The sequence below is a fragment of the Streptomyces sp. DT224 genome (assembly GCF_049844595.1).
In the GTDB taxonomy this organism is placed as follows: domain Bacteria; phylum Actinomycetota; class Actinomycetes; order Streptomycetales; family Streptomycetaceae; genus Streptomyces.
The window spans coordinates 378819-405141 of sequence record NZ_JBNCLI010000007.1 but is presented as its reverse complement, the minus strand read 5'-3'; the positions used below and the strand labels follow the sequence as shown (position 1 = coordinate 405141).

At 71.8% G+C, this 26323-nt stretch carries 24 protein-coding genes; 13 read left to right on the top strand and 11 right to left on the bottom strand.

All coding sequences use genetic code 11. The features are described from left to right. Nucleotides 1–25 precede the first annotated feature (25 nt). Nucleotides 26–1123, bottom strand: a complete 1098-nt coding sequence (gene cobT / locus ACLQ2N_RS20090; protein WP_425814844.1) for a nicotinate-nucleotide--dimethylbenzimidazole phosphoribosyltransferase — start codon at nt 1121–1123, stop codon at nt 26–28. Between the two features lie 129 nt (nt 1124–1252). Then, nucleotides 1253–2455, bottom strand: coding sequence for a bifunctional adenosylcobinamide kinase/adenosylcobinamide-phosphate guanylyltransferase (locus tag ACLQ2N_RS20085; RefSeq protein WP_425814842.1), 1203 nt, complete (start codon nt 2453–2455; stop codon nt 1253–1255). A 136-nt stretch (nt 2456–2591) separates the two neighbouring features. On the opposite strand from ACLQ2N_RS20085, the gene ACLQ2N_RS20080 reads away from it, so the two are divergent. Continuing rightward, entirely contained in the window at nt 2592–2804 is a 213-nt protein-coding gene (locus ACLQ2N_RS20080) for a hypothetical protein (RefSeq protein WP_073863269.1), read from the top strand. Nucleotides 2805–2867: 63 nt separating this feature from the next. On the opposite strand, the gene ACLQ2N_RS20075 is transcribed toward ACLQ2N_RS20080, so the two are convergent. From ACLQ2N_RS20075 to ACLQ2N_RS20065, 3 genes are all read right to left on the bottom strand, one after another. Next, nucleotides 2868–3959, bottom strand: a complete 1092-nt coding sequence (locus ACLQ2N_RS20075; RefSeq protein WP_425814840.1) for a S1C family serine protease — start codon at nt 3957–3959, stop codon at nt 2868–2870. Nucleotides 3960–4202: 243 nt separating this feature from the next. Next, nucleotides 4203–4937 carry a class I SAM-dependent methyltransferase gene (locus ACLQ2N_RS20070; protein ID WP_425815046.1) on the bottom strand — a complete coding sequence of 245 codons (735 nt, stop codon included), beginning with the start codon at nt 4935–4937 and terminating at the stop codon, nt 4203–4205. Between the two features lie 107 nt (nt 4938–5044). Continuing rightward, nucleotides 5045–5644: a DUF3043 domain-containing protein gene (locus ACLQ2N_RS20065; RefSeq protein WP_425814838.1), complete on the bottom strand. Its 600-nt coding sequence runs from the start codon at nt 5642–5644 to the stop codon at nt 5045–5047. A gap of 274 nt (nt 5645–5918) precedes the next feature. Here ACLQ2N_RS20065 and ACLQ2N_RS20060 point away from each other — a divergent pair, with 274 nt between their 5' ends. The 5 genes from ACLQ2N_RS20060 (at nt 5919) to ACLQ2N_RS20040 (ending at nt 12389) form a co-directional block, all read left to right on the top strand. Then, nucleotides 5919–6695, top strand: coding sequence for a PspA/IM30 family protein (locus ACLQ2N_RS20060; protein WP_365685271.1), 777 nt, complete (start codon nt 5919–5921; stop codon nt 6693–6695). Between the two features lie 9 nt (nt 6696–6704). Further along, nucleotides 6705–6983: a PspA-associated protein PspAA gene (gene pspAA / locus ACLQ2N_RS20055; protein WP_425814836.1), complete on the top strand. Its 279-nt coding sequence runs from the start codon at nt 6705–6707 to the stop codon at nt 6981–6983. Between the two features lie 125 nt (nt 6984–7108). After that, a complete protein-coding gene (locus ACLQ2N_RS20050; protein WP_425814834.1) occupies nt 7109–8377 on the top strand; it encodes a sensor histidine kinase in 1269 nt (422 codons plus the stop codon). Continuing rightward, nucleotides 8374–9066, top strand: a complete 693-nt coding sequence (locus ACLQ2N_RS20045; protein ID WP_425814832.1) for a response regulator — start codon at nt 8374–8376, stop codon at nt 9064–9066. The genes ACLQ2N_RS20050 and ACLQ2N_RS20045 overlap by 4 nt, the downstream gene beginning before the upstream one ends. Before the next feature lie 173 nt (nt 9067–9239). Then, entirely contained in the window at nt 9240–12389 is a 3150-nt protein-coding gene (locus tag ACLQ2N_RS20040; protein WP_425814830.1) for an efflux RND transporter permease subunit, read from the top strand. Between the two features lie 87 nt (nt 12390–12476). Here ACLQ2N_RS20040 and ACLQ2N_RS20035 read toward each other — a convergent pair whose 3' ends face one another. Then, entirely contained in the window at nt 12477–14675 is a 2199-nt protein-coding gene (locus ACLQ2N_RS20035) for a tetratricopeptide repeat protein (protein ID WP_425814828.1), read from the bottom strand. A 175-nt stretch (nt 14676–14850) separates the two neighbouring features. Further along, nucleotides 14851–15027, bottom strand: coding sequence for a DUF397 domain-containing protein (locus tag ACLQ2N_RS20030; protein WP_425815044.1), 177 nt, complete (start codon nt 15025–15027; stop codon nt 14851–14853). Nucleotides 15028–15050: 23 nt separating this feature from the next. On the opposite strand from ACLQ2N_RS20030, the gene ACLQ2N_RS20025 reads away from it, so the two are divergent. Further along, nucleotides 15051–15374 (top strand): hypothetical protein, encoded by a 324-nt coding sequence (locus tag ACLQ2N_RS20025; RefSeq protein WP_425814826.1) that lies wholly within the window; start codon nt 15051–15053, stop codon nt 15372–15374. An 81-nt stretch (nt 15375–15455) separates the two neighbouring features. Here ACLQ2N_RS20025 and nadA read toward each other — a convergent pair whose 3' ends face one another. Next, a complete protein-coding gene (gene nadA, locus ACLQ2N_RS20020; RefSeq protein ID WP_425814824.1) occupies nt 15456–16664 on the bottom strand; it encodes a quinolinate synthase NadA in 1209 nt (402 codons plus the stop codon). Nucleotides 16665–16898: 234 nt separating this feature from the next. Between nadA and ACLQ2N_RS20015 the strand changes: the two genes are divergently transcribed. Next, nucleotides 16899–17255 (top strand): iron-sulfur cluster assembly accessory protein, encoded by a 357-nt coding sequence (locus ACLQ2N_RS20015; protein WP_014045490.1) that lies wholly within the window; start codon nt 16899–16901, stop codon nt 17253–17255. A 78-nt stretch (nt 17256–17333) separates the two neighbouring features. Here ACLQ2N_RS20015 and ACLQ2N_RS20010 read toward each other — a convergent pair whose 3' ends face one another. Both ACLQ2N_RS20010 and ACLQ2N_RS20005 read right to left on the bottom strand, forming a co-directional pair. After that, on the bottom strand, nt 17334–18746 hold the full coding sequence (locus tag ACLQ2N_RS20010; protein ID WP_425814822.1) for a hypothetical protein: 1413 nt from the start codon (nt 18744–18746) through the stop codon (nt 17334–17336). Nucleotides 18747–18857: 111 nt separating this feature from the next. Then, complete coding sequence (locus ACLQ2N_RS20005) at nt 18858–19052, bottom strand: hypothetical protein (protein ID WP_425814820.1); 195 nt, start codon at nt 19050–19052, stop codon at nt 18858–18860. Between the two features lie 156 nt (nt 19053–19208). Here ACLQ2N_RS20005 and ACLQ2N_RS20000 point away from each other — a divergent pair, with 156 nt between their 5' ends. After that, nucleotides 19209–20183 (top strand): carbohydrate kinase family protein, encoded by a 975-nt coding sequence (locus tag ACLQ2N_RS20000; RefSeq protein WP_425814818.1) that lies wholly within the window; start codon nt 19209–19211, stop codon nt 20181–20183. Between the two features lie 8 nt (nt 20184–20191). On the opposite strand, the gene ACLQ2N_RS19995 is transcribed toward ACLQ2N_RS20000, so the two are convergent. After that, nucleotides 20192–21574, bottom strand: coding sequence for a cysteine desulfurase/sulfurtransferase TusA family protein (locus tag ACLQ2N_RS19995; RefSeq protein WP_425814816.1), 1383 nt, complete (start codon nt 21572–21574; stop codon nt 20192–20194). 266 nt (nt 21575–21840) lie between these two features. Here ACLQ2N_RS19995 and coxB point away from each other — a divergent pair, with 266 nt between their 5' ends. The 4 genes from coxB (at nt 21841) to ACLQ2N_RS19975 (ending at nt 26313) form a co-directional block, all read left to right on the top strand. Further along, nucleotides 21841–22803, top strand: coding sequence for a cytochrome c oxidase subunit II (gene coxB / locus ACLQ2N_RS19990; protein WP_425814814.1), 963 nt, complete (start codon nt 21841–21843; stop codon nt 22801–22803). Then, nucleotides 22800–24536 (top strand): cytochrome c oxidase subunit I, encoded by a 1737-nt coding sequence (gene ctaD / locus ACLQ2N_RS19985; RefSeq protein ID WP_425814812.1) that lies wholly within the window; start codon nt 22800–22802, stop codon nt 24534–24536. Before coxB ends, ctaD begins: the two co-directional genes overlap by 4 nt. Further along, complete coding sequence (locus tag ACLQ2N_RS19980; RefSeq protein WP_164399458.1) at nt 24533–24931, top strand: aa3-type cytochrome oxidase subunit IV; 399 nt, start codon at nt 24533–24535, stop codon at nt 24929–24931. The genes ctaD and ACLQ2N_RS19980 overlap by 4 nt, the downstream gene beginning before the upstream one ends. A 125-nt stretch (nt 24932–25056) precedes the next feature. After that, nucleotides 25057–26313, top strand: coding sequence for an Ig-like domain-containing protein (locus ACLQ2N_RS19975; RefSeq protein ID WP_425814810.1), 1257 nt, complete (start codon nt 25057–25059; stop codon nt 26311–26313). The last annotated feature ends 10 nt before the right edge of the window (nt 26314–26323 follow it).

The window sequence follows — 26323 nt, the reverse complement described above, 5'->3', positions numbered from 1 at the left end:
AGGGCGCCCCGCGGCCGGGGCGGCGTCAGTCCGTCGCGTCGTCCTTCCCGCCGTCCGCGCCGTCGTCCGCGTCCTGTGCCGCCTCCGGCTTCCGCTCGGGCAGTTCGGCGGCCAGCGCGGCGGCGGCCTGGACGAAGGGAAGGGCGAGCAGCGCCCCGCATCCCTCGCCCACCACGACGCCGTGGTCGAGCAGCGGGTTGAGCGCCATCCGGTCGAGGGCCTTCGCCTGCGCGGGCTCACCGCTCACCTGGCCTGCCAGCCACCAGTCGGGCGCCCGGAACGCCGCCCGCTGGCCGACCAGCGCCGCCGCCGCGCCGACCACCCCGTCCAGGACCACGGGCAGCCGCCGCACCGCGCACTGGAGCAGGAAGCCGGTCATCGCCGCCAGGTCCGCGCCGCCCACGGTGGCCAGCAGCTCCAGCTGGTCGCCCAGGACCGGCCGGGCCCGGCGCAGCGCGTCGCGGATCGCCGCGCACTTGCGCATCCACGCCAGGTCGTCGATCCCGGCACCGCCGCGCCCGGTCACCACCGAGGCGTCCGTGCCGCAGAGCGCCGCGATCAGCGTGGCCGCCGCCGTCGTGCCGCCCACGCTCAGGTCGCCGAGCACCACCAGGTCGGTGCCCGAGTCGGCTTCCTCGTCGGCCACCGCGATCCCGAGCCGCACGGCCGCCTCGGCCTCCTCGGCCGTCAGCGCGTCCTCGACGTCGATACGGCCGCTGCCTCGCCGCACCCGGGTCCGGACCACCGCCTCGGGCAGCAGCTCCGGATCGCAGTCGAGGCCGGCGTCCACGATCCGCACCGGTACGGAGAACCGGCGGGCCAGGACCGCCAGCGGGGTCGAGCCGTCCAGCGTGGCCCGCACCAGCTCGTGCGCGGTGGAGGCAGCGCGGCCGGACACATCGAGCCCGGCGACGCCGTGGTCGCCCGCGAACAGCACCACACGCGGCTGCTCGACCGTCCGCACCGGCGACGCCTGCTGCGCGGTCGACAGCCACTCGGCCAGCTCGTCCAGCCGGCCCAGGGCGCCCGGGGGCACGACGAGCCGCTCCCGGCGTTCCTCGGCGTCGCGCCGTACGCCCCCGTCGGGGCGTTCGATCAGGTCGGAGAAGTCGTCCAGATTCACGGGGGTCTGCCTCGCGGGTCGATACGGGGAGTGGTCCGGGGAGCCCGGCGGCGGGCTCCCTGCGGAACAGTACCCGCCACGTTTTCCGGGCCCGCCCGGTACGGCCCCACGCCCCGGGCCCGCCGTCCCTCAGCCGCGCAGCGGCAGCACCTGGCCCGCCACCACCAGCAGCACCTGCTCGCACTCCTCGGCCACCGCCGCGTTCAGCCGGCCCAGCTCGTCCCGGAAGCGCCGCCCGGCCGCCGTCGCCGGCACCACTCCGGAGCCGGTCTCGTTGGTCACCAGGACCACCGTGCGCCGCGTCCCGCGCACCGCCGCGACCAGCTCCGCCGTCCTGGCCCGCAGCGCGCGCTCGCCGCCCTTTGCCCATGCCGCGTCGTCCCAGGCGTCCACCCGGTCCATCGCGTCCGTCAGCCACAGCGACAGGCAGTCGATGAGCAGCGGCGGCCCGTCCGAGGACAGCAGCTCCGCGAGCTCACAGGTCTCCTCGGTGCGCCAGGCGGCCGGCCGGCGCTCCCGGTGCAGCCCCACCCGGGCCGCCCAGTCCGCGTCCCCGTCCCGGGTGCCGCCCGTCGCCACGTACACGACCTCCGGGTACGTCTCCAGGCGCCGTTCCGCCTCGACGGACTTCCCGGACCGGGCGCCACCGGTGACCAGGGTGCGCCGGGGGACGGCGGCCGGGGCGCGGAGGCCGCCGACCGCCAGCGTCGTGCCGTCCGGCACGGCCCGCGCCCCGGCGGCGGCCAGCCGGCGCTCCAGCTCGGGGGCGGGCGGCGCGTCGTGGTCCAGGTGGACGGCGATCAGCTCGGTGGCGGGCCCGATCGCCTCGACGGCCCGCAGCCGCGCCACCGCGTCGGGCCGCCCGACGACGTCCCCGGCGACCAGGTCGTACGGCTGTGCCACGGGGTCCGCCAGCCCGGCCGGTGCGCCGCCCGGCGGGAGGTACAGCAGCCGGGAGCCCTCCGGCGAGGTGACCTCGTACCCCGTACCGGGCGCGTCCATCGGCACCGCCCGCACCCGGTGCCCGCTGATCAGCGTCAGCACCCTGCCGTCCGGCACCCGGCCCGCGGGAGGCAGCCCGGCGGGCAGCTCGACGGCCGGTCCGTCGTGCGGGTGGGTCAGGAGGACCTGGCGTACTCCGGTGAGCGAGTGGCCGGCGCGGGCGGCGGCGAACACCGCCCCGGGCGTGAGGTCGAGCAGCAGCGCGTCGTCGACCAGGAGGGCGGTCGCGGCCCGGCCGCCGGCTCCGCGGGCGAGGGCGCAGGCGGCGCAGGGGCAGTCGGGCCGCGGCAGCCCGTCGGGGGCTCCGGTGCCGAGCAGAGTCAGTTCCACGTTCCGATCCTCCCGCGTCGCCGCACGGGTTGCGCGACGTGGGGGCGAAGATCCGCCGGACAGACCGGAGGGGCCCTTCCCTTGCTGGTCGGAAGGGCTAGGCTGCCGAGGGGAACGACCTATCCAGGAGGCGGACATGGCGTGGACGTGGCGGTTCGAGAAGTCCGACGGAACGGAGACGGAGCCGGCCCTGCGGCCGGAGGAGTTCACGACCCAGGGCGACGCGGAGTCCTGGATCGGTGAGTACTGGAAGGAACTCCTGGACGGCGGGGCGGACCAGGTCACGCTCTTCGACGACGGGACGAAGATCTACGGCCCGATGAGCCTCCAGGCGGACGCGGCCGGCTGACGGCGCACGGCTGCCGCCGGGCGGGGTCTCGCGGACTCCCCGGCGGCAGCGGCCTCCGGACGCTCAGATCTCGCCGAGCGTGACCTCGGCCGTCTTCTGCGAGCTTCCGCGCGTGTACGTCACCTTCGCCTTCTGGCCCGGCTTGTGGCCGGCCAGGGCCTCGGACAGCGAGGTGATCGTGGTGACCTTCGTGTCGTCCACCTTCACGATGATGTCGCCGGCCCGCAGCCCCGCCTCGTCGGCCGCGCCGCCCTTCTGCACGCTGACGATCGCGACCCCCGCCGGCCGGTAGTCGTCGTTGACGACCGTGCGGCCGGTGATGTCGAGCGCCGCCCGGCCCGAATCGGTCACCTTGCCGTTCTTGATGATCTGGTCCGCGACCGTCCGCACCATCGAGGCCGGGATGGCGAAGCCGATCCCGGGCGCCGCGCTGTCGCCCATCTGGGGGTCGGAGGCGGCGAGCGTCGGGATGCCGATGACCTGGCTGTCCAGGTTCACCAGCGCCCCGCCGCTGTTGCCCGGGTTGATGGCCGCCGAGGTCTGCACCATGTTGGCGATGGTCGCGCCGGTGCCGCCGCCCGAGCGGCCTTCGCTCACGGTCCGGCCGAGGGCCGAGACGATGCCCTGGGTGACGCTGCTGGACAGGCCGAGCGGTGAGCCCATCGCCAGCACGATCTGCCCGACCGCGACCTTCTCCGAGTCGCCGAACTTCGCGGGCCGCAGCCCGTCGGGCACGCTGTCCAGCTTGATGACGGCCAGGTCCTGCTGGGGATAGGCGGCGACCAGCGACGCCTTCAGGACCTTCTCGCCGGTGGCCACCGTGACCTTGAACGTCTTCTCGTCGCCGACGACGTGCGCGTTGGTGACGATATGACCCTCGGCGTCGTAGACGACGCCGGAGCCGAGACTCTCGGAGGCGTCGATCTGCACGACCGACGGCAGCACGTTGTTGATGACGGACTGGTACTCGCTCTGCAGATCACCGGCGGCCTTGGAGGCCGGGCCCGGCTGAGCCGATCCGGACGCCGTCGCGTCCGGCGCGGAGGAGGGGGTGTTCGATCCGGAGCAACCGCTCACCAGCGCGATCGCGCAGACACCCGCGGACAGGGGCAGCAACAGCCGGCGCGCACGGCGGCGGGAGTGAATGGCATCCATGTCCGGATTATTGCTTTTGTAGCGAAAGGTGGCCCGCTGGGCGCATCCAGGGAGGGCGGCGGGTCAAGCCCGCACACGGCGGGGCGGGCGGCCGTGAATCGGGAGGGGCTGTGCCGCACATGACAGAGCCGGGCGGCCGAAAACCAAGCCCGCCCGGCGATTGAGGGCCATCCTTCGGCCCGTCCGGCGTTCGAGGGCGAGGCGCCCGCCGGATGCCCCGGGCCCGACGGCACCGGGAAGAGCTCAGCCCCGTACGCCGCACAGATGCAGCAGCGCGGCGACACCGCGGTACGGGTCCGTACGACCGGCCCGGTCCTCCGCCGCGAGCACGCGCTCCAGCTCCGCGGCCGGCGGCAGCTCCACGTCGTTGCTCACGTTGTCCGTGAAGAGCCGCACCCCGTACCAGGCGTGCAGCGGCGCCGCGATCGAGGCGAGCGTGGCCGTCAGCGCCTCCAGCCGGTCCGCGCGCACGGACAGGCCGAGCCGGTTGGTGTACCGGTCGGAGTCGAACGCCGCCAGGGCCCCGGCGAAGTCCCCGGCCATCCCGGGCCGCATCGCCAGCGCGTCGGCGTTCCGCACGAGCAGGGACAGCAGCCCGCCCGGCGCCAGCATCCGGGCCAGGCCCGCCACCATGGCGTCCGGCTCCTGGACGTACATCAGCACGCCGTGGCAGAGGACCACGTCGAAGCTGCCGGGCAGGAAATGGACCCCGGTGTCCTGGCCGTTGCCCTCGATGAGCCGCACCCGCTCGCGGATGCCGGCCGGCTCGCCGCCCAGCGCCTCACGGGCGGTCCGCAGCATCTCCGGGTCGGACTCCAGACCGGTCACGGTGTGCCCGGCCCGGGCCAGCCGCAGCGCCTGCGTGCCCTGGCCCATGCCCACGTCCAGGATGCGCAGCCGCTGTCCGACCGGGAAGCGGGCCGCGATCTGCTCGTCCAGCTGCCGGGCGACCAGTTCCTGGCGCACGGTGTTGCGCAGGCCCGTCAGACCCCTGGTCCAGGCCGCCGAGGCCCCGGCGAAGCCGGACACGGCACCGGCCGGCCGGTCGGCGGACGGACCGCCGACCGGACCGGACGACTCGGTGCTCAGGGCCGCTCCCCGCGCTTGACCTGCGGCTTGGGCAGGCGGAGCCGCCGCATCTGGAGCGTACGCATCAGCCCGTAGGCGACCGCGCCGCGCTTGGGCGTGTCCGGGAACCGCGTGTTCAGCTGCTTGCGCAGACGCAACGCGAGCCCGACCGAATCGAGCACGATCAGCACGATCACGATCAGCCAGAGCAGCAGCGAGATGTTCTGGATGCCCTGCACCTGGATCACGCTGAGGATCAGGATGACCACGGCGAGCGGCAGGAAGTACTCCGCGATGCAGAAGCGCGAGTCCACGAAGTCGCGGACGAAGCGGCGCACCGGCCCCTTGTCACGCGCGGGCAGATAGCGCTCGTCACCATTGGCGAGCGCTTCCCGCTGCTTGGCCATGTCCACGCGGCGCGCCTCACGCTGGCGCCTCGCGGCCTCCTTGCGGTCGAGCGGCGCGCCACTGGAGGCACGACGGCGCTGCGTCTGGGCCTCGCTGCGCTTGGGGGTGGGGCGACCCTTGGGAGCCTGCGGGTCGCGGGGCGTCTTGGAGAGGTCCGCCGTCACCTTGTCGGTGGGGGCCTTCTCTTCCTTGGAGCGGCTACGGAACACAAGGCCCAAGGGTACGGGGTCGCTCCCGGATCCCCGCAGGCCGCCCGGGAACGATCCGGCAACGGCCCGCGTCCCTGCCGGTGTACGAGCGGACGATACGGGCATCACCTACACCCTGGGCCGGAGCGGAGCGGGACCACAGTCGTCCTTGGGGAGGAGTCCATCCACGCCCGAACAGTGCGGTAATAGAGACAGGGCCCGTACTGTGGGTTCTGTTGGAGTGCTGGAGCCCAGTTGAGTCAGAAGGGGGCGCGCGAAGCCCATGAGCGGTGTCATGAAGCGTATGGGGATGATCTTCCGCGCGAAGGCAAACAAGGCCCTTGACCGGGCCGAGGATCCGCGCGAGACCCTTGATTACTCGTACCAGAAGCAGCTGGAGCTGCTTCAGAAGGTGCGTCGCGGAGTCGCCGACGTGGCGACTTCGCGCAAGCGGCTGGAGCTGCAGCTGAACCAGCTGCAGGGCCAGTCCTCGAAGCTGGAGGACCAGGGCCGCAAGGCGCTCGCGCTCGGCCGCGAGGACCTGGCCCGCGAGGCGCTGTCGCGCCGCGCCGCCCTCCAGCAGCAGGTCACCGACCTGGAGACGCAGCACACCACGCTCCAGGGCGAGGAGGAGAAGCTCACTCTCGCGGCTCAGCGGCTTCAGGCCAAGGTGGATGCCTTCCGGACGAAGAAGGAGACCATCAAGGCCACCTACACGGCGGCCCAGGCGCAGACCCGGATCGGGGAGGCGTTCTCCGGCATCTCCGAGGAGATGGGCGACGTCGGCCTGGCGATCCAGCGGGCCGAGGACAAGACGCAGCAGCTCCAGGCCCGTGCCGGCGCGATCGACGAGCTGCTGGCCTCCGGCGCCCTGGACGACCCGACCGGCACGGCGAAGGACGACATCGCCGCCGAGCTGGACCGGATCTCCGGTGGTACGGATGTGGAGCTGGAGCTTCAGCGCATGAAGGCCGAGCTGGCCGGCGGCTCCTCCTCGCAGCAGGCGATCGAGGGCGGCCGGCAGGACGCCCAGCAGCAGAACAGCCAGTCGCACAAATTCGACAAGAACTGAGGCGGCGTCATGATCGTACGGATCATGGGGGAGGGCCAGGCGGTCCTGGCCGACAGCCATCTCGCCGAGCTCGACAAGCTCGACGACGCCCTGCTGGCCGAGATGGAGCGCGGTGACGGGCCCGGCTTCCGCACCACGCTCCACGCGCTCCTGGCCCGCGTGCGCGAACTCGGCACACCCCTGCCGGACGACTCCCTGGAACCGTCCGAACTGATCCTGCCGTCGCCGGACGCCACCCTCGAAGAGGTACGCGCCATGCTCAGCGACGACGGTCTGATCCCCGGCTGACGCCGACCGCTCTCCAGCACCCCGTGCCCCGCGCCCGTCCGACGGACGCGGGGCACAGGCGCGTCGAGGCCCGCCGCTTCCGGGCCGGAACGGCCCGCGCGCGGCACGCCGTAACGTAGCCCGACGTGACCACCCTCGGAACCGGGGTCCTGCGCATCCGCGACTGGCTGCGCGGCCACCCCCTCGCGCTGGACGGCGCGCTCGCCCTGGGCGTGCTCGTGGCCATGGTCTTCGCGTCGTTCGTGGACCCCGGCGGGCACGACGGGCCCACCTTCGGCGCCCGCACACCCGCCGCGAGCAGCCTGCTGCTGATGCTGCTCAGCGCGCTGGCCCTGATCCGGCGGCGCCGCGAACCGATGGCGGTGCTCGCCGCCACCGGGGCGCTGACCGTCGTGGAACTGGTCACCGCGGACCCGCCGACCCCCGTCGTGATGAGCGCCGTCATCGCGCTGTACACCGTCGCCGCCCGCACCGACCGGCCCACCACCTGGCGGGTCGGGCTGGTCACCATGGCCGCGCTCACCGCCGCCGCCATGCTCTTCGGGTCGCCGCCCTGGTACAGCCAGGAGAACCTGGGCGTCTTCGCCTGGACCGGGATGGCCGGGGCCGCGGGCGACGCGGTCCGCTCCCGGCGCGCCTTCGTCGACGCGATCCGGGAGCGCGCCGAACGGGCCGAACGGACCCGCGAGGAGGAGGCCCGCCGCCGGGTCGCCGAGGAGCGGCTGCGCATCGCCCGCGACCTGCACGACGTCGTCGCCCACCACATCGCCCTGGTCAACGTGCAGGCCGGGGTCGCCGCCCACGTCATGGACAAGCGCCCCGACCAGGCGAAACAGGCCCTCGCCCATGTCCGCGAGGCGAGCCGGTCCGCGCTCAACGAGCTACGGGCCACCGTCGGCCTGCTCCGCCAGTCCGGCGACCCGGAGGCCCCCACCGAACCGGCCCCCGGCCTCGCGGTCCTGGGCCAGCTCGTGGAGAGCGTCCGCCAGGCGGGGCTGCCCGTCGAGGTGGCCTGCGCCGCCGGGGGCGAGCCGCCGCTGCCGTCGGCCGTCGACCTGGCCGCCTACCGGGTGATCCAGGAGGCGCTGACCAATGTCCGCAAGCACGCGGGCCCGGGCGCCAAGGCCGAGGTGAGCGTCGTACGGGTCGGAGCCACGGCCGAGGTCATGGTCCTGGACAACGGCCGCGGGAACCCCGGAGGCGCCGACTCCGCCCCCGGCGGCGGCCACGGTCTGCTCGGGATGCGCGAACGCGTCACCGCCCTGGGCGGCACCCTCACCGCCGGTCCCCGCTACGGGGGCGGGTTCCGCGTCCATGCGATCCTGCCCGTCGAGGCCCGCGCGCAGGAGCCCGGTCGGCCGGGCGCGGCGGGCCGGACGGGGGAGAACGCATGACACCGGCCATCAAGGTCCTGCTCGCCGACGACCAGGCGCTGCTGCGCAGCGCGTTCCGGGTGCTGGTCGACTCGGAGCCCGACATGCGGGTGGTGGGGGAGGCGGCGGACGGGGCGCAGGCCGTGGAGGTGGCCCGCGCCGAGCGACCCGACGTGGTGCTGATGGACATCCGGATGCCCGGCACGGACGGACTCACCGCCACCCGCATGATCAGCGCCGACCCGGAGCTCGCGGACGTCCGCGTGGTCATGCTCACCACCTTCGAGGTGGACGAGTACGTGGTGCAGTCGCTGCGCGCCGGGGCCTCGGGCTTCCTGGGCAAGGGCGCCGAGCCGGACGAACTCCTCAACGCGATCCGGATCGCCGCGGGGGGCGAGGCGCTGCTCTCGCCGGCCGCGACCAAGGGGCTGATCGCCACGTTCCTCGCGCAGGGCGGCGGGGCCGGCGAGGGGCCGGGGGCGGCCGCGTACTCGGAGCGGCTGGCGGCCCTCACCACGCGGGAGCGCGAGGTGCTGGCCCTGGTCGCGGGCGGCCTGTCCAACGACGAGATCGCGGAACGCCTGGTCGTCAGCCCACTGACCGTCAAGACCCATGTGAACCGGGCCATGGCGAAGCTGGGCGCCCGCGACCGTGCACAACTGGTGGTAATCGCGTACGAATCGGGCCTGGTGCGCCCCCGGGTGGAGTGAGGGTGCAGCCGGGGCGTACTCCACCTGCGGTACGCGGGGCGTAAGAATGCGACCCTGGGGCCGAGGACTTCGTCCCGGGGATCGGCGATCGTATAGGTGGGCGGGATCTGTCCCCCGGGCACGACCCGGCACCCCGCCCGCCTGCCGCGTAAGCCACAGAAAGAGACCCACCCATGTCCTGGCTGTCCAGATTCAGCCTCGCGCAAAGGGCCCTGATCGGTCTGATCTCGATCGTCGCGCTCGTCTTCGGAGCGATCGCGATCCCGCAGCTCAAGCAGCAGCTGCTGCCCACCATCGAGCTCCCGATGGTGTCGGTGCTCGCCCCCTACCAGGGTGCGTCCCCCGATGTGGTCGAGAAGCAGGTCGTCGAACCGCTCGAGAACTCCATCAAGGCCGTCGACGGCGTCACCGGCATCACATCGAAGGCCAGCGAGGGCAACGCCGTCATCATGGCGACCTTCGACTTCGGTGACGAGGGCACCAAGCAGCTCGTCGCCGACATCCAGCAGGCCGTGAACCGGGCCCGCATCCAGCTGCCCGACGACGTCGACCCGCAGGTCATCGCCGGTTCGACGGACGACATCCCGACGGTCGTCCTCGCCGTCACCTCGGACAAGGACCAGCAGGCGCTGGCCGACCAGCTGGACCGCACCGTCGTCCCCGCCCTGGAGGACATCGACGGCGTCGGTCAGGTCTCCGTCGACGGTGTACGCGACATCCAGGTCACGGTCACCCCGGACGACAGGAAGCTCGCCGCGGCCGGACTCAACGCCACGGCGCTCTCCCAGGCCCTCCAGGCGGGCGGCGCGACCGTCCCGGCCGGTGCCTTCTCGGAGTCCGGCAAGAGCCGCACCATCCAGGTCGGCGGCGCCTTCACCACGCTGAAGCAGATCGAGGACCTGCGGGTCACCGGTCAGAACCCGGCCACGGGCAAGCCTGGCAAGCCGGTCCGCCTCGGGGACATCGCGACGGTGAAGCAGGAGGCCGCCGCCGCGGACTCCATCACCCGCACCAACGGCCGCCCGAGCCTCGCCGTCATGGCGACGATGGACAAGGACGGCAGCGCCGTCGCCATCTCGGACGCCGTCAAGGACAAGCTCCCGGACCTGCGCCAGGACCTCGGCTCCGGCGCCGAGCTGACCGTCGTCTCGGACCAGGGCCCGGCCGTCTCCAAGGCGATCTCCGGCCTGACCACCGAGGGCGCCCTCGGCCTGGTGTTCGCGGTCATCGTGATCCTGGTCTTCCTGGCCTCGCTGCGCTCCACCCTGGTCACCGCGGTCTCCATCCCGCTCTCCGTGGTCCTCGCGCTGATCGTGCTCTGGACCCGCGACCTGTCGCTCAACATGCTGACGCTGGGCGCGCTCACCATCGCGATCGGCCGGGTCGTGGACGACTCGATCGTCGTCCTGGAGAACATCAAGCGCCACCTCGGCTACGGCGAGGAGCGCCAGTCGGCGATCATCACCGCGGTCAGGGAGGTGGCCGGCGCGGTCACCTCGTCGACCCTCACCACTGTCGCCGTCTTCCTGCCGATCGGTCTCGTCGGCGGCATGGTCGGCGAGCTGTTCGGTTCGTTCTCGCTGACCGTCACCGCGGCCCTGCTGGCCTCGCTGCTGGTCTCGCTGACCGTGGTCCCCGTCCTGTCGTACTGGTTCCTGCGCGCCCCCAAGGGCACCGCCGAGGACCCGGAGAAGGCGCGGCGCGAGGCCGAGGAGAAGGAGGCGCGCAGCCGCCTCCAGCGGATCTACGTGCCGGTGCTGCGGTTCGCCACCCGGCGCCGCATCACCAGTGTCGTCATCGCCTTCGTCGTTCTCTTCGGCACTTTCGGCATGGCGCCCCTGCTGAAGACCAACTTCTTCGACCAGGGCGAGCAGGAAGTCCTGTCCATCAAGCAGAAGCTCGACCCGGGCACCAGCCTCACGGCCGCCGACGAGGCGGCGAAGAAGGTCGAGAAGCTCCTCGGCGACGACGAGGGCGTCAAGGACTACCAGGTCACCGTCGGCTCGTCCGGCTTCATGGCCGCCTTCGGTGGCGGCACCGGCTCCAACCAGGCGTCCTACCAGGTCACCCTGAAGGACTCCGCCGAGTTCGAGGCCACCCAGGACCGCATCGAGAAGGGTCTCGCCAAGCTCGACGGCATCGGCGACACCACCATCAGCGCGGGCGACGGCTTCGGCAGTCAGGACCTGAGCGTCGTGGTGAAGGCCGCCGACGCGGACGCCCTGAAGAAGGCGTCCGAGCAGGTCCGCGCCGAGGTCGCCAAGCTCAAGGACGTCACCGACGTCCAGAGCGACCTGGCGCAGAGCGTCCCGCGGATCTCGGTGACGGCCAACGCGAAGGCCGCCGACGCCGGTTACACCCAGGCTTCGCTCGGCGCGGCCGTCGCCGGAGCGGTGCGGGGCACCCCGTCCGGCAAGGCGATCATGGACGACACCGAGCGCGACGTCGTCGTGAAGTCGGCCCACCCGGCCACCACCATGCAGGAGCTGAAGGACCTTCCGCTCGGCAAGGTGAAGCTCGGCACCATCGCCGACGTGAAGCTGGTCCCCGGACCGGTCTCCATGACCCGGATCGACGGCCAGCGCGCCGCGACCATCACCGCCCGCCCCACCGGTGACAACACCGGCGCGGTCAGCACCACGCTCCAGACGAAGATCAAGGCCCTGGACCTCCCGGACGGCGCCACCGCCACCATCGGCGGTGTCTCCGAGGACCAGGACGACGCCTTCAAGAACCTGGGCCTGGCCATGCTCGCGGCCATCGCGATCGTCTTCATGCTGCTGGTCGCCACCTTCCGGTCGCTGATCCAGCCGCTGATCCTGCTGGTCTCCATCCCGTTCGCCGCCACGGGCGCGATCGGCCTGCTCGTCGTCACCGGCACCCCGATGGGCGTCCCGGCGATGATCGGCATGCTGATGCTGATCGGCATCGTGGTCACCAACGCGATCGTGCTGATCGACCTCATCAACCAGTACCGGGCCCAGGGCCTGGGCGTGGTCGAAGCGGTCGTGGAGGGTGGTCGCCACCGTCTCCGCCCGATCCTCATGACGGCCCTGGCGACGATCTTCGCCCTGCTCCCGATGGCGCTCGGCGTCACCGGCGAGGGCGGTTTCATCTCGCAGCCGCTGGCCGTCGTCGTCATCGGCGGTCTGATCACCTCGACACTGCTGACGCTCCTCCTGGTGCCGACGCTGTACGCGATGGTGGAGCTCCGCAAGGAACGCCGCCGGAACAAGAAGGCCGCCAAGCGGGCCGCGAAGACCGGCGTCCCGGCCCCGGCGGAGGCGCAGGAGTCCGGCGAACCGGAGCCGACGCGGGCCTGACCGGCCCGGCCTGATTCACCCGGCAACACCAGGGGCCCGGTCCGCACGAGCGTGCGGACCGGGCCCCTTCGCGTGCGGCCGTGACCGTCAGGCCGCCCCGTTGAGCGCCTTGATCATGCGGAGCCACAGCTCCCCGTGCGGCTCCGCGTACCGGACGCTGAGGCCCGCGATCTCCCGCACCAGCCGGCCACGGATCTCCTCCGGGGCGCGCGGGATCAGCTCGGCCAGCTCCTCCGGTTCGACGCCCTGGACGGCCCCCGAGAGGACCATGCTCACCTGCGCGTGGGCGAAGGAGGACAGCCGGTCCTCGAAGACCTGCCCCTCGATGGCGGCCGCGTGCATCAGGGAGGTGCCGTCACCGGCCTCCAGCGCCCTGTCCACGTACGCCTGGAGCGCGTCCCGGTCCTCCACCAGCCGGTAGGCGGCGTCCATCCCCTCTGCACGGGAGACATCGAGGAGGGCGACGTGCGAGAGCGGGGTGTCCGGGGACGGCCGGACCTGGAGCAGACGCGGGTGGTCCTGGAGGTACGCCCGCGACTCGGCCCAGGACGCGCAGCCCACCCACGCGGCCAGCTGCTCCGAGAGGATCAGCGGATCGTAGGCGGCGGTCACGCCGTGGTCGAGGACGAACTCGCGGAGCGCGGCGTGCTGCTGTGCGGTGGCCGGGTCCAGGAGCGCCAGTTCTTCGAGAGCCGTCGCCGCCTCCTCACCGCCGAGCGTGTCGGCGTACCGGGACCAGAGATCGCGCGACGCGGTCCACTCGGGCGCGAACATCCAGGTGCCCACCGCCTCCAGCGTCGCGGCGGAGAGCGAGAGCCAGTCGGGCGCGGGGCCGTGCGTCTCCGCCTCCCAGGCCTCGCGCACCTCCTCCCGGTCGCCGTGGGCGCGCAGTGCCCGCCGCGCCCGTACGGTCACCAGGTCCGGGCCGTCCTCCGCTTCGAGGCCGGCGTCCCGCCCGAGGAACGACACGAGGGCGCGTACGCCCTCCGAGGGCAGCGGGTCGGGGCAGTCCAGCAGGAAGATGCTCCGCTCGACGCCGAGGCGCCGGGTGGTCACGGGATGGGTCCCGGCGAACTCGGCCGCGGTGGTCGCGTACGCCTCGGCCGCCGAGGTGTGGTCGCCGGTGCGGGCGAGCGAGCGGGCCAGGTCCCCGACTGCCTGCGCCAGATCGTCCGCGAAGGCGCGCGGGTTCTCCACGGCCAGCGCGCGGTAGGCGGTGACCGCTTCACGCGCCGTGTCCACGGCGCCTTCGGCGTCGTCGTTCATCCCGCGCAGCTTGCCGAGGTTCCGCAGGGCGAGCGCCAGCTCGGGGAGGTGGGTGCCGCTCTGCTCCTTTGCGAGGAGGCGCCAGAGCCGCACCCCTTCCCGGGCCGCCGGCAGGGCCTCCGCAGGGTTGCCGGTGTCGGCGAGATTCTGGGCCAGGGTGCCGAGGGCTCCCGCGAGGGTGGGGCGCAGAACGAGGGCTTCCGGGACGAGTTCACGCAGGAGCGCGACGGCCTCCCTCGCGACCGACAGCCCTTCGTCCGGCTCCCCGGCCCGGTTCAGGTGGGCGGCGAGGTCGGCGAACGCGGTGGCCAGCTGCGGGCGGAAGACGGCGGGTTGCAGTACGGCGAGTTCCCGGCGGAAGGCGACCGCCTTCAGGCCCGCCGAGACCGCCCCCGACAGATCGCCCAGGCGTGCGCGGTGGTTGCCGACGGTGCTGAGGACCGTCGCGTATTCCGGGAGGAACGCCTCCCGGTCCTCGGCGGCGAGGCGTTCGTAGAGCCCGGCGGCCTCCTCGGCGTGGGTCAGGGCCTCCGCGGGCTCACCGTCGGCGGTCAGATGCGTCGCGAGGTCGCTGAGCATCGCGGCCAGCCCGGGGAGGCCGGTCAAGGGGGTGCTCTTGACGACTTCGCGCTGGAGCTGGAGGGCCTGGCGCGCGAACAGCACCGCCGTGGTGCGGTCCCCGGTGGCGGCGGTCTTGTCGGCCATGGATGTCAGGGACCGGGCGAGATCCGGCCGGAAGACCTCCGGCTGCTCCTGGGAGAGCGCGGCGAACGTTCGCGCGGCCTCGCGTGCGTGGGCGAGCGCGCCCTCGTGGTCCCCGGTGACCGAGAGCCGGTTCGCCAGGTTGTGGAGTGCCGTGGCCAGTTCCTGCCGGTGCGCGGCGGCCGGGTCGCGCGCGGCGAGCTCCCGGCAGATCTCCACGGCCTCCCGCGCGGGCGCCACTGCTCCCGCGAGATCACTCCGCGCCGTTCCCACGGGCTCGCGCTCCCCGCCATCGACCGTTCCCACCTCATAGGCCATCCCGGCGCCCCGCCTTTCCGTAACTCATGCCGCCGAAGAGGACAGCAGCGTAGGCACGGATGGGGCGCCCCGGGGCCGGTCCGGACAAACGTGGCTCTTTCCGGTGCTCGGGTGATAAAGAGACGGCCTGTCCCACACGCGCGTGCGGGACAGGCCGATGCGCTCTTCCAGAGCCCTACTTGAGGGACGAGACGAACCCGCTCCAGGCGGCGGCCTTGACGACGAGCGCGGGGCCCTGCGGGTTCTTGCTGTCGCGGACGGGGACGAGGCCGGGGAAGTCGTCGCTGATCTCGACGCATTCGCCCCCGTTGGAATTGCTGTAGCTGCTGCGGCGCCAGTGGGCGGAACTCAGCTCGGGGGAGTGAGTCGTGGTCGGTGGTCGGCGAGAGCGGGACGCCGTGCTACCTGAGCAGCGACGACCCCGGTGGCCGGATGTCGCGGCTGGCCGACGAGGTGGAGACGGACCTACTCGACTCGGCCCAGTACGTGTTGCGCGGGGCGCGGGCGCTGCTGGCCGAAACGGGCGTGGGCACACGTGAGTTGAGGTTCACCGGCGTCCGCCTGGCGGAGTCGTTGCAGGACGCCCTGCGGATCGCGGAGAGCCGGGGATACCGGCTGGCTCCGGCCTTCGCGCCCACGGAGGCCGAGGAAGCCAGGGCGTGCGCGGCGGGCGCGGGGGCCGGCACCGGCGGGGCTTGAACCGCTGGCGGCGGAGGCGGCCCGCCCCGAGGCCGCCGCGCCGGTGTTCCGGGCGCGGCGGCCGTCCGCACGGGGTGGCCGTTACGGCAGCGCCAGCATCCGCTCCAACGCCAGCTTCGCGTACTTCTCCGTCTCCGGGTCCACCACGATCCGGTTGACCTGCTTGCCCTCGGCCAGGGACTCCAGCGTCCACACCAGGTGCGGCAGGTCGATGCGGTTCATCGTGGAGCAGAAGCAGACCGTCTTGTCGAGGAAGACGATCTCCTTGCCCTCGGGGGCGAAACGGTTCGCCAGGCGGCGTACGAGGTTCAGCTCGGTGCCGATCGCCCACTTCGAACCGGCCGGGGCCGCCTCCAGGGCCTTGATGATGTACTCCGTCGAGCCGACGTAGTCCGCGGCGGCCACGACCTCGTGCTTGCACTCGGGGTGCACCAGCACGTTGACGCCGGGGATGCGCTCGCGCACGTCGTTGACGGACTCCACCGAGAAGCGGCCGTGCACCGAGCAGTGGCCGCGCCACAGGATCATCTTCGCGTTGCGCAGCTCCTCGGCGGTCAGGCCGCCGTTCGGCTTGTGCGGGTTGTAGAGGACGCAGTCCTCCAGGGACATGCCCATGTCCCGCACGGCGGTGTTGCGGCCCAGGTGCTGGTCGGGCAGGAAGAGCACCTTGACTGCCGAGGGCTCCCCCTGCTCGAAGGCCCACTCCAGGGCGCGCTTCGCGTTGGACGAGGTGCAGATCGTGCCGCCGTGCCGGCCGGTGAACGCCTTGATGTCGGCGGAGGAGTTCATGTACGACACGGGCACGACCTGCTCGGCGACACCCGCCTCGGTCAGCACGTCCCAGCACTCCGCGACCTGCTCCGCGGTGGCCATGTCGGCCATCGAGCAGCCCGCCGCCAGGTCCGGCAGCACGACCTTCTGGTCGTCGGTGGTCAGGATGTCCGCCGACTCGGCCATGAAGTGCACACCGCAGAAGACGATGTACTCCGCCTCCGGGCGGGCCGCGGCGTCCCGGGCGAGCTTGAACGAGTCCCCGGTCACGTCCGCGAACTGGATGACCTCGTCACGCTGGTAGTGGTGGCCCAGGACGAAGACCTTCTCGCCCAGCTTCTCCTTGGCCGCGCGGGCGCGCGCCACCAGGTCCGGGTCGGACGGGGAGGGCAGGTCGCCGGGGCACTCGACACCGCGCTCGCTCCTGGGGTCGGCGTCGCGGCCCAGCAGGAGCAGCGCGAGCGGCGACGGCTGGACATCGAGATCCTGGACGGGGTGGGCCGTGGTCACGTCACGCACCCTTTCTTCTGCGGACTTCTCTGCGGAGAAAGCCTTTTCGTCTAATTGACGCTATCTATCATAGCCGCTTCACGTCACTTTGACGATGCCGAAAGCGTCAATGTGACGCATCCGCCCGCAGGACGGGTGTGCGAGCATGAAGGGAACAGGCAAGCGCTCGGCCCGGAATGAATCCGCGGCCCCGACGGTTGCTACGTCGGCAAGCAGTCTCCGTACAACCCGGGAGAGAAGCAGATGTCCGTATCGGACGAGACCACCACCGTGAGCGACGGCATCCTCCTGTCCGACGCCGCCGCAGCCAAGGTCAAGGCCCTGCTGGAGCAGGAAGGCCGTGACGACCTGGCGCTTCGCGTCGCCGTCCAGCCCGGCGGCTGCTCGGGCCTGCGCTACCAGCTCTTCTTCGACGAGCGCTCCCTCGACGGCGACGTCGTCAAGGACTTCGGCGGCGTGAAGGTCGTCACCGACCGCATGAGCGCCCCGTACCTGGGCGGCGCCTCGGTCGACTTCGTCGACACCATCGAGAAGCAGGGCTTCACCATCGACAACCCGAACGCCACGGGTTCCTGCGCCTGCGGCGACTCCTTCAGCTGAGTCGCGCCACAGCGTCGAGGCGGCGGCCCCGGGACTTCGGTCCCGGGCCCGCCGCTGTCGTATGTCGTACGGGACGGCTCAGGCGCGCGGCACCACGGAGCCCGACGCCTCGTCCACGACCTTCCGGCCGTCCAGCGGCCGTTCCAGCGTGACCGTACGGGTCAGCTCCTTCGCGACCATCACGCAGACCTTGCCCGGGTCCTTCTTCTCGGTCACCGTCACCCGGACCGCGTCCCCGTCCTCACGCGCGCCCGCCGTGTACGTACTGCACACCCCGCCCCAGAACGTCACCGAGAGCGTCCGCCCGTCCGCGCTGTACGACTGGACCGCCCGGGCCTTCGTCGTGCCCTCGCCGTCCGGTGACGTGCCCGGCACCGGCTCCCGCGTCAGGTACTCCGGGTCCACCGCCACCTGCGTGACCGTGTCACCGACGCCCCCGGCCGGCTTCACCGAGAAGATCCAGGACGGTACGAGCAACTGCTCGCCGCCCGTCGTGTGCACCGCCAGGCCGAAGACCGCCTTCTCCACCGTCACCGTCGTCGCGGGCCGCTCCGCACCGGTCCTCGCTCCGCAGCCGACCCCGTCCGACAGCGGGGCCGGCGAGGCGCACCCGCCGATCTCCCCGGCCGGCGGCTGCGCGGCGTTGAGCCGCTTGAGCGCCTCGGCCGCGCCGATCACCGGATAGGCGTCGCCCTTCTCCAGGGCCTTCAGCTTTCCGGCACCCCCGGTCACCCGGCCGTCCGGGCCCACCTGGATGCCGGTCGCCCAGCCGTACGTGGGCAGCCCGCCCACCACCGGATCGGCGTTCACCACCCGGACCGAGCCCATGAGCTGGTGCGCGTCGAGCGCCGCGTCGTCCTGGCCCGCCGCCTTCAGCACCGGCGCGGCAGCGGCCTTCGCGGTCTTCTCGTCCACCGGCTCCCCGGAGCCGCCCGGGGCAACCGAGCAGACGGCCCCCTTCTTGCAGTGGTCCGTCCCGCCGGAGCCGTAGCGGGTGAAGGTCCAGCTCCCCGGCGCCTGCTTGTTCACCCGCAGCACCGGACCCGAGCCGTCCCCGTCTGAGCCGACCTTCCAGGACGTGCCCTCCGGCTGCGGGGTGCCCGCCAGCCCGAGGGCCTTCGCCAGCCTGGCCACCTCGGCGGCCGTCACCGTGCCTCCGGCGCGCTGGACGGCGGCCTTCTCCGGCCCGTCCGGCAGCTTGCCGGACGCGCGGTAGACCAGCCGCCCGCCGTGCGGGTCCGGCTCGCCGGGGGCGATGCCCTCGCGGGAGGGGGCGGTCGGCGTACCGGCGTCGTCCAGGGCCAGGGGCGGGGGAGCCCCGCCACCGCCGGACGCCGTGCTCCGCCTGCCGTCGCCGCCGTCCGCCGCGGTCGCGGCCCAGTACGCGCCGCCGCCACCGGCCAGCAGGACGGCGGCCGCCACCGAGGCCGCGACCAGCGGGGAACGCCGCCGGGTGGTGGTCACGTCGTTGTCGGGTCGCTCGGTGCTCACCGGATCGCTCCTTCGCCTGCATCGCCGCCGTGCGCCCGGCCGGCGCACGGTCCGCCGCGTGGGGCGGACAGGGCTGGGACGGATCGGCGGGGCACCTGGTTCCCGCCGGGGCTACGGCCTGTCCTCCATGGAGTCGAGCAGCCGGGCGGAGGCGGGCGGCACGGTGACGCCGTGGATCAGGGCCGGCGTGACCCGGGCGGGGGCGGCCTTCGCGGGGACCACCCAGTGCGGGGCCATCCGTGCGCAGTCTCCGCGCAGCTCGGCCAGACCGGTCTCGGACTCGGGCGGGGCGATGTGGTTCGGCATAACGGCACCGTAGGCACCTTGAAGCCCGCGAAGAAAGCCCTACTATCGGGTAGTTTTTCCGCTTCGAGGCCGGCGGGAGCGGGTAGCGTGAACTGTCACGTCACCCCTGGGACGCGGACATCCGTTCCCCTTCGACTCCGCAGGAGACGTCTCCCCGTGCGTATCGCAGTCACCGGCTCCATCGCCACCGACCACCTCATGACCTTCCCCGGCCGCTTCGCCGACCAGCTGGTCGCCGACCAGCTGCACACGGTCTCGCTCTCCTTCCTGGTCGACAACCTGGACGTACGCCGGGGAGGGGTGGCCGCCAACATCTGCTTCGGCATGGGCCTGCTCGGCACCAAGCCGATCCTGGTCGGAGCGGCCGGCTCCGACTTCGACGAGTACCGCGCCTGGCTCGACCGGCACGGCGTCGACACCGGCTCGGTGCGGATCTCCGAGGTCCTGCACACCGCCCGCTTCGTCTGCACGACGGACGCCGACCACAACCAGATCGGCTCCTTCTACACCGGCGCCATGAGCGAGGCCCGCCTCATCGAGCTCAAGGCCGTCGCCGACCGCGTGGGCGGCCTCGACCTCGTCTCCATCGGCGCCGACGACCCGGAGGCCATGCTCCGCCACACGGAGGAGTGCCGGACGCGCGGCATCCCGTTCGCCGCCGACTTCTCGCAGCAGATCGCCCGCATGGGCGGCGACGAGATCCGCATCCTCCTCGACGGCGCCACGTACCTCTTCTCCAACGAGTACGAGAAGGGGCTCATCGAGTCCAAGACCGGCTGGACCGACGAGGAGATCCTGGGCAAGGTCGGCCACCGGGTCACCACGCTCGGCGCCCAGGGCGTGCGCATCGAGCGGGCCGGCGAGGAGCCCATCGAGGTCGGCTGCCCCGAGGAGAACGTCAAGGCCGACCCGACCGGCGTCGGCGACGCCTTCCGGGCCGGATTCCTCTCCGGTCTCGCCTGGGGCGTCGGCCTGGAGCGGGCCGCCCAGGTCGGCTGCATGCTCGCCACGCTCGTCATCGAGACCGTGGGCACCCAGGAGTACACCCTGCACCGCACCCACTTCATGGACCGCTTCACCAAGGCGTACGGCCACGAGGCCGCCGCCGAGGTCCACGCGCACCTCGTCTGACGCGTCGCTCAGGAGAGCCGGCGGACCACATAGGCCGCGCCCCGGTCCGCCGGCTCCTCGCCCACGTACTCCTGTTCGCGCATCGCGCACCAGGCCGGGATGTCCAGCCGGGCCGCCTCGTCGTCGGAGAGCACGGTCACCGTGGCGCCCACCGGGACCCCTCCGATCACCTTTGCGAGTTCGATCACCGGGATCGGGCACCGCTTCCCGAGCGCGTCGACCACCAGCGAGTCGTCCGGGGCGGGGGAGGGGGCCGCGGCGGCCGGCGCGTCCAGCTTCTCGCGGACCCCGGCGACCAGGCCCGGCAGCACCTCCAGGAAACGGTCGACGTCCTCGTCCGTGGTGCCCCGGGGCAGCGACACGCGGACGTTCCCCTCGGACAGGACGCCCATCGCCTTGAGCACATGGCTCGGCGTCAGTGTGCTGCTCGTGCAGGACGAACCGGACGAGACGGAGAAACCGGCCCGGTCCAGCTCCCCGAGCAAGGTCTCCCCGTCGACATAGAGACAGGAGAAGGTCACCAGATGCGGCAGCCGCCGCACCGGATCGCCGACCACCTCCACATCGGGCACCAGTACGGGCACCCGGTCCCGGATCCGGTCCACCAGCGCCCGCAGCCGGGCGCCCTCCGCGTCCGCCTCCGCCCGCACCGCGCGCAGGGACGCGGCCGCCGCGACGATCGCCGGCAGGTTCTCGAACCCCGGCGCGCGGCCCGACTCGCGCTCGTCCACGGGTCCCTGGGGCGCGAACCGGACCCCCTTGCGCACCGCGAGCAGCCCGACCCCGGCCGGCCCGCCCCACTTGTGCGCGCTGCCCGCCAGCAGCGACCAGCCCTCCGGCACCGGGCCCCAGGCCAGCGACTGCGCGGCGTCCACCAGCAGCGGGACCCCGGCCGCCCGGCACAGCCCGGCCGCCTCGGCCACCGGCTGTTCGGTGCCCACCTCGTGGCTGGCGGACTGGAGGCAGGCCAGCGCGGTGTCCTCGGTCAGCGCCCGCCCGAACGTCTGTGCGTCCACCGCGCCGGTCCGCTCCACCGGGACCCGGGCGACCGTGCCGCCCCGGTCCTCGTGGTCCGCCGCCGCGTGGAGGACCGACGAGTGTTCGACCGCCGACACCACCAGACGGCGTCCGACACGCCGACGGCCGGCGAGCGCGCCGGAAATTCCGGAATGCACCGCCCGGGTGCCCGACGAGGTGAACGTGAGCTCGTCGGGGCGGCACCCGACGGCCTCGGCGGCGGCCTCCCGGGCCGCGTCGAGCAGCAGCCGGGCGCGGCGTCCCTCGCGGTGCAGCCGGGCCGGATCGGCCCAGCCCTCGTCCAGCGCGGCAAGCAGCGCCTGGCGGGCTACGGGGTGCAGGGGGGCGGCGGACGCCGCGTCGAAGTAGGGCACCCGGTCACGCTAGCCCGGAGCGCCCCATCGCCCGCCACCGGCCGCTCCGCCAGGTGGAGGGGGCGTCAGATGGCGGCCGGAGGCGCGAATTCCACCCCTTCGGGGAGTCGGGCGGCGCGTTGGGCACCCTCCCCGCGCGACCCCAAATAGCGTCCAGTAGGGTTTGGTCCGCATAAACATCCAAACCCCTGCCCGTACAGGGCCGGCGACCGACCAGCGAGACGGCCGCGCCGACCGTGCGGGCGAGACTCTCGGGAAGGCGCTACGTGAGTCCCAACGGCTCCGACCGCTCGTCGCGGCGCCCGATGCGGCGGAAGCTGCCGCAGGTGCTGACTGCGGGCCTGATCCTGGCGACCGCCACCGGTTGCACGTACAAGGACTTCCCCCGCCTTGGTATGCCTACGCCGGTAACGGAAGAGGCCCCACGGATCCTTTCCCTCTGGCAGGGCTCGTGGGCGGCAGCGCTCGCCACGGGCGTCCTGGTCTGGGGCCTGATCCTGTGGAGCGTCATCTTCCACCGGCGCAGCCGCACCAAGGTGGAGGTACCTCCGCAGACCCGGTACAACATGCCCATCGAGGCGCTGTACACCGTGGTCCCCCTGATCATCGTCTCGGTGCTGTTCTACTTCACCGCCCGGGACGAGACGAAGCTCCTCACGCTCTCCCCGAAGCCCGCCCACACCATCAACGTGGTCGGCTACCAGTGGAGCTGGGGCTTCAACTACATCGAGAACGTGGACGGCTCCGCCGCCACGGGCAACGAGGTCCCCAAGGAGCTCGACGCCATCCCGAACAGGTTCCGCAAGGACTTCCCCAAGGGTGCGGACGGCGTCTACGACGTCGGCATCCCGGGCGACAAGGACGTGGACACCGGTAACCCGGGTCCCACCCTGTGGCTGCCCAAGGGGGAGAAGGTCCGTTTCATTCTGACTTCGCGTGACGTCATCCACTCCTTCTGGGTGGTGCCGTTCCTCATGAAGCAGGACGTCATTCCGGGCCACACCAACGCCTTCGAGGTGACTCCCACCCAGGAGGGCACCTTCATGGGCAAGTGCGCCGAGCTCTGCGGCGTCGACCACTCCCGGATGCTCTTCAACGTCAAGGTCGTCTCCCCGGAGCGCTATCAGGCGCACCTCAAGGAGCTGGCGAAGAAGGGCCAGAAGGGCTACGTGCCGGCCGGCATCGAGCAGACTGACCCGGCCAGGAATGCGGAGACGAACAAACTGTGAGCATCCTCAACGAACCTCAGGGTGCCGCGGCAGCAGACGACTCGTACGAGGACGAGCTGCCGGTCCGGCGCAAGCAGCCGGGGAACGTCGTCATCAAGTGGCTGACCACCACTGACCACAAGACGATCGGCACGATGTACCTGGTCACATCGTTCGCCTTCTTCTGCATCGGCGGCCTGATGGCGCTCTTCATGCGCGCCGAGCTGGCCCGGCCGGGCACGCAGATCATGTCGAACGAGCAGTTCAACCAGGCGTTCACGATGCACGGCACGATCATGCTGCTGATGTTCGCGACGCCGCTGTTCGCCGGGTTCGCGAACTGGATCATGCCGCTGCAGATCGGCGCGCCCGACGTGGCGTTCCCGCGGCTGAACATGTTCGCGTACTGGCTGTACCTCTTCGGCTCGATCATCGCGGTGGCCGGCTTCATCACCCCGCAGGGTGCCGCCGACTTCGGGTGGTTCGCCTACTCCCCGCTCTCGGACGCCGTCCGTTCGCCGGGTGTCGGCGCCGACATGTGGATCATGGGTCTGGCCTTCTCCGGCTTCGGCACGATCCTCGGTTCGGTCAACTTCATCACCACGATCATCTGCATGCGCGCGCCCGGCATGACGATGTTCCGCATGCCGATCTTCACCTGGAACGTGCTGCTGACCGGTGTGCTGGTCCTGCTCGCCTTCCCGGTCCTGGCGGCCGCGCTGTTCGCCCTGGAGGCGGACCGCAAATTCGGGGCCCATGTATTCGACGCGGCCAACGGCGGCGCCTTGCTATGGCAACACCTCTTCTGGTTCTTCGGGCATCCAGAGGTGTACATCATCGCCTTGCCGTTCTTCGGGATCATTTCCGAAGTGATCCCTGTCTTCAGCCGCAAGCCGATGTTCGGTTACATCGGCCTGGTGGCCGCGACGATCTCCATCGCCGGCCTCTCGGTGACCGTGTGGGCGCACCACATGTACGTCACCGGCGGTGTGCTCCTGCCGTTCTTCTCCTTCATGACGTTCCTCATCGCGGTGCCCACCGGGGTGAAGTTCTTCAACTGGATCGGCACCATGTGGAAGGGCTCGCTCTCCTTCGAGACACCGATGCTCTGGGCGGTCGGCTTCCTGATCACCTTCACCTTCGGTGGTCTGACCGGCGTCATCCTGGCCTCGCCGCCGATGGACTTCCACGTCTCGGACTCGTACTTCGTGGTCGCGCACTTCCACTACGTCGTCTTCGGCACCGTGGTGTTCGCGATGTTCTCCGGATTCCACTTCTGGTGGCCGAAGTTCACCGGCAAGATGCTGGACGAGCGGCTCGGCAAGATCACCTTCTGGACGCTGTTCGTGGGCTTCCACGGCACGTTCCTGGTGCAGCACTGGCTGGGCGCGGAGGGCATGCCGCGGCGTTACGCGGACTACCTCGCCGCGGACGGCTTCACCGCGCTGAACACCATCTCGACCATCTCCTCGTTCCTGCTCGGCCTGTCGATCCTGCCGTTCTTCTACAACGTCTGGAAGACCGCCAAGTACGGCAAGAAGATCGAGGTGGACGACCCGTGGGGCTACGGCCGTTCGCTGGAGTGGGCGACCTCCTGCCCGCCGCCGCGGCACAACTTCCTCACGCTGCCCCGTATCCGCTCCGAATCCCCGGCGTTCGACCTGCACCACCCGGAGATCACGGCGCTGGAGCAGCTGGACCACGCCTCCGAGGGTGACAAGGCCCTCGCCGGCGGCAAGGAGGCGGGCAAGTGAAGATCCAGGGCAAGATGTTCCTCGGTCTGGCGCTCTTCATCCTCGTCATGGCCGTCACGTACGGCGTGTGGTCGAAGGAGCCCGTCGGCACCACCGCGCTGGTCCTCGCGTTCGGCCTGAGCCTCATGATCGGCTTCTACCTGGCCTTCACGGCCCGGCGGGTCGACGCGATGGCGCAGGACAACAAGGAGGCCGACGTCGCGGACGAGGCCGGCGAGGTGGGGTTCTTCTCCCCGCACAGCTGGCAGCCGCTCTCGCTGGCGATCGGCGGTGCCTTCGGCTTCCTGGGCGTCGTCTTCGGCTGGTGGCTGCTGTTCTTCTCGGCGCCGCTTCTGCTGGTCGGCCTCTTCGGCTGGGTGTTCGAGTACTACCGCGGTGAGAACCGCACCCAGTGAGACCGGCCCGCCGGTAGCACACCGCTCCACCTGACGGGGGGCCGACACTTCGACGAGAAGTGGCCGGCCCCCCGTTTGCAGTCGTCCCGCGCGCTGAAACGGACGAATGTTCTTACGTTGAGTCCATGAACCACACGCTGCGCATCCGTCCCGTAGTGAGCTGCACTCTGCTGGCCGCGACCTTGGTCGCCGGGGCGGCAGCCTGCGGGGATTCCGACAACCACCCCCTGTCGGCCCAGCCGTTCGACGCGGCCGACGAGGTGTCCTTCAACACGCCCGACGGCGGCAAGAAGGTCGACCCCGACAAGCCGCTGGAGATCCGGGTCGACGCCGACGACGGCCGGATCACCGACGTATCGGCCGTGGACGCCGCAGGGCGCCATCTGGCGGGCGAACTCGACGCCGACGGACACCGGTGGCACTCCACCGCTCCGCTGGCCGCAGGGACCCGTTACACCGTCAAGGTCCGCATGGAGGACGGCGACGGGGCCCCGGGCACCCGCACGATGTCCTTCGACACCGCCAAGGCCACCAAGTTCCTCAAGGTCACCTTCGGTCCCCGGGCGGGCACCTACGGCGTCGGCCAGCCCCTCGTCGCCACGCTCAGCGCCCCCGTCACGGACAACGCCTCACGGGCCACCGTCGAGCGCGGCCTGCGGGTGCGCTCCACGCCCGCGGTCGTCGGCTCCTGGTACTGGGTCGACGACAAGACGCTGCACTACCGGCCCAAGGAGTACTGGCCGGCGAAGGCCGACATCGAGGTCAGCTCCAACCTGACCGGCATAAAGGTCACCAACGCGCTCTACGGGGCCCCCGCCAAGGCGCTGAAGATCACCACGGGGGACCGCATAGAGGCCATCACGGACGCCTCCGAGCACTCCATGACGGTGCTCCGCAACGGCGAAGTGATCAACACCATCCCCGTCACCACGGGCAAACCCGGGTTCGACACGCGCAACGGCGTCAAGGTCGTGCTCGGCAAGGAGCAGTACGTACGTATGCGCGGGGAGTCCATCGGAATCGCCGCCGGGTCCTCGGACTCGTACGACCTCGACGTCTACTGGGCCACCCGGGTGACATGGAGCGGTGAATACGTGCACGCGGCGCCCTGGTCCACCGGCTCGCAGGGGTACGCCAACGTCAGCCACGGCTGCACCGGCATGAGCACCAGCGAGGCCGAGTGGTTCTTCAACACCGTGCGCGAGGGCGACATCGTCAGCGTCGTCGGCAGCGACGGCGAGACGATGACGCCCTTCGACAACGGCTACGGCGACTGGAACCTGTCCTGGGCCAAGTGGCAGAAGGGCAGCGCGCTGAAGAACGACACCACCGCGCCGCGGGTCGACACGGTCGAGGCGGCGCGGCTGCGCCCCCAGGTCTGACCGTGAAACC

Excerpts from the sequence above, each read along its gene's own strand:
- ACLQ2N_RS20080 (WP_073863269.1), top strand. The coding sequence starts at position 2,592 with ATGGCGTGGACGTGGCGGTTCGAGAAGTCCGACGGAACGGAGACGGAG.
- ACLQ2N_RS20075 (WP_425814840.1), bottom strand. The coding sequence starts at position 3,959 with ATGGATGCCATTCACTCCCGCCGCCGTGCGCGCCGGCTGTTGCTGCCC.
- ACLQ2N_RS20060 (WP_365685271.1), top strand. The coding sequence starts at position 5,919 with ATGAAGCGTATGGGGATGATCTTCCGCGCGAAGGCAAACAAGGCCCTT.
- pspAA (WP_425814836.1), top strand. The coding sequence starts at position 6,705 with ATGATCGTACGGATCATGGGGGAGGGCCAGGCGGTCCTGGCCGACAGC.
- ACLQ2N_RS20045 (WP_425814832.1), top strand. The coding sequence starts at position 8,374 with ATGACACCGGCCATCAAGGTCCTGCTCGCCGACGACCAGGCGCTGCTG.
- ACLQ2N_RS20040 (WP_425814830.1), top strand. The coding sequence starts at position 9,240 with ATGTCCTGGCTGTCCAGATTCAGCCTCGCGCAAAGGGCCCTGATCGGT.
- ACLQ2N_RS20035 (WP_425814828.1), bottom strand. The coding sequence starts at position 14,675 with ATGGCCTATGAGGTGGGAACGGTCGATGGCGGGGAGCGCGAGCCCGTG.
- ACLQ2N_RS20015 (WP_014045490.1), top strand. The coding sequence starts at position 16,899 with ATGTCCGTATCGGACGAGACCACCACCGTGAGCGACGGCATCCTCCTG.
- ACLQ2N_RS20005 (WP_425814820.1), bottom strand. The coding sequence starts at position 19,052 with ATGCCGAACCACATCGCCCCGCCCGAGTCCGAGACCGGTCTGGCCGAG.
- ACLQ2N_RS19975 (WP_425814810.1), top strand. The coding sequence starts at position 25,057 with ATGAACCACACGCTGCGCATCCGTCCCGTAGTGAGCTGCACTCTGCTG.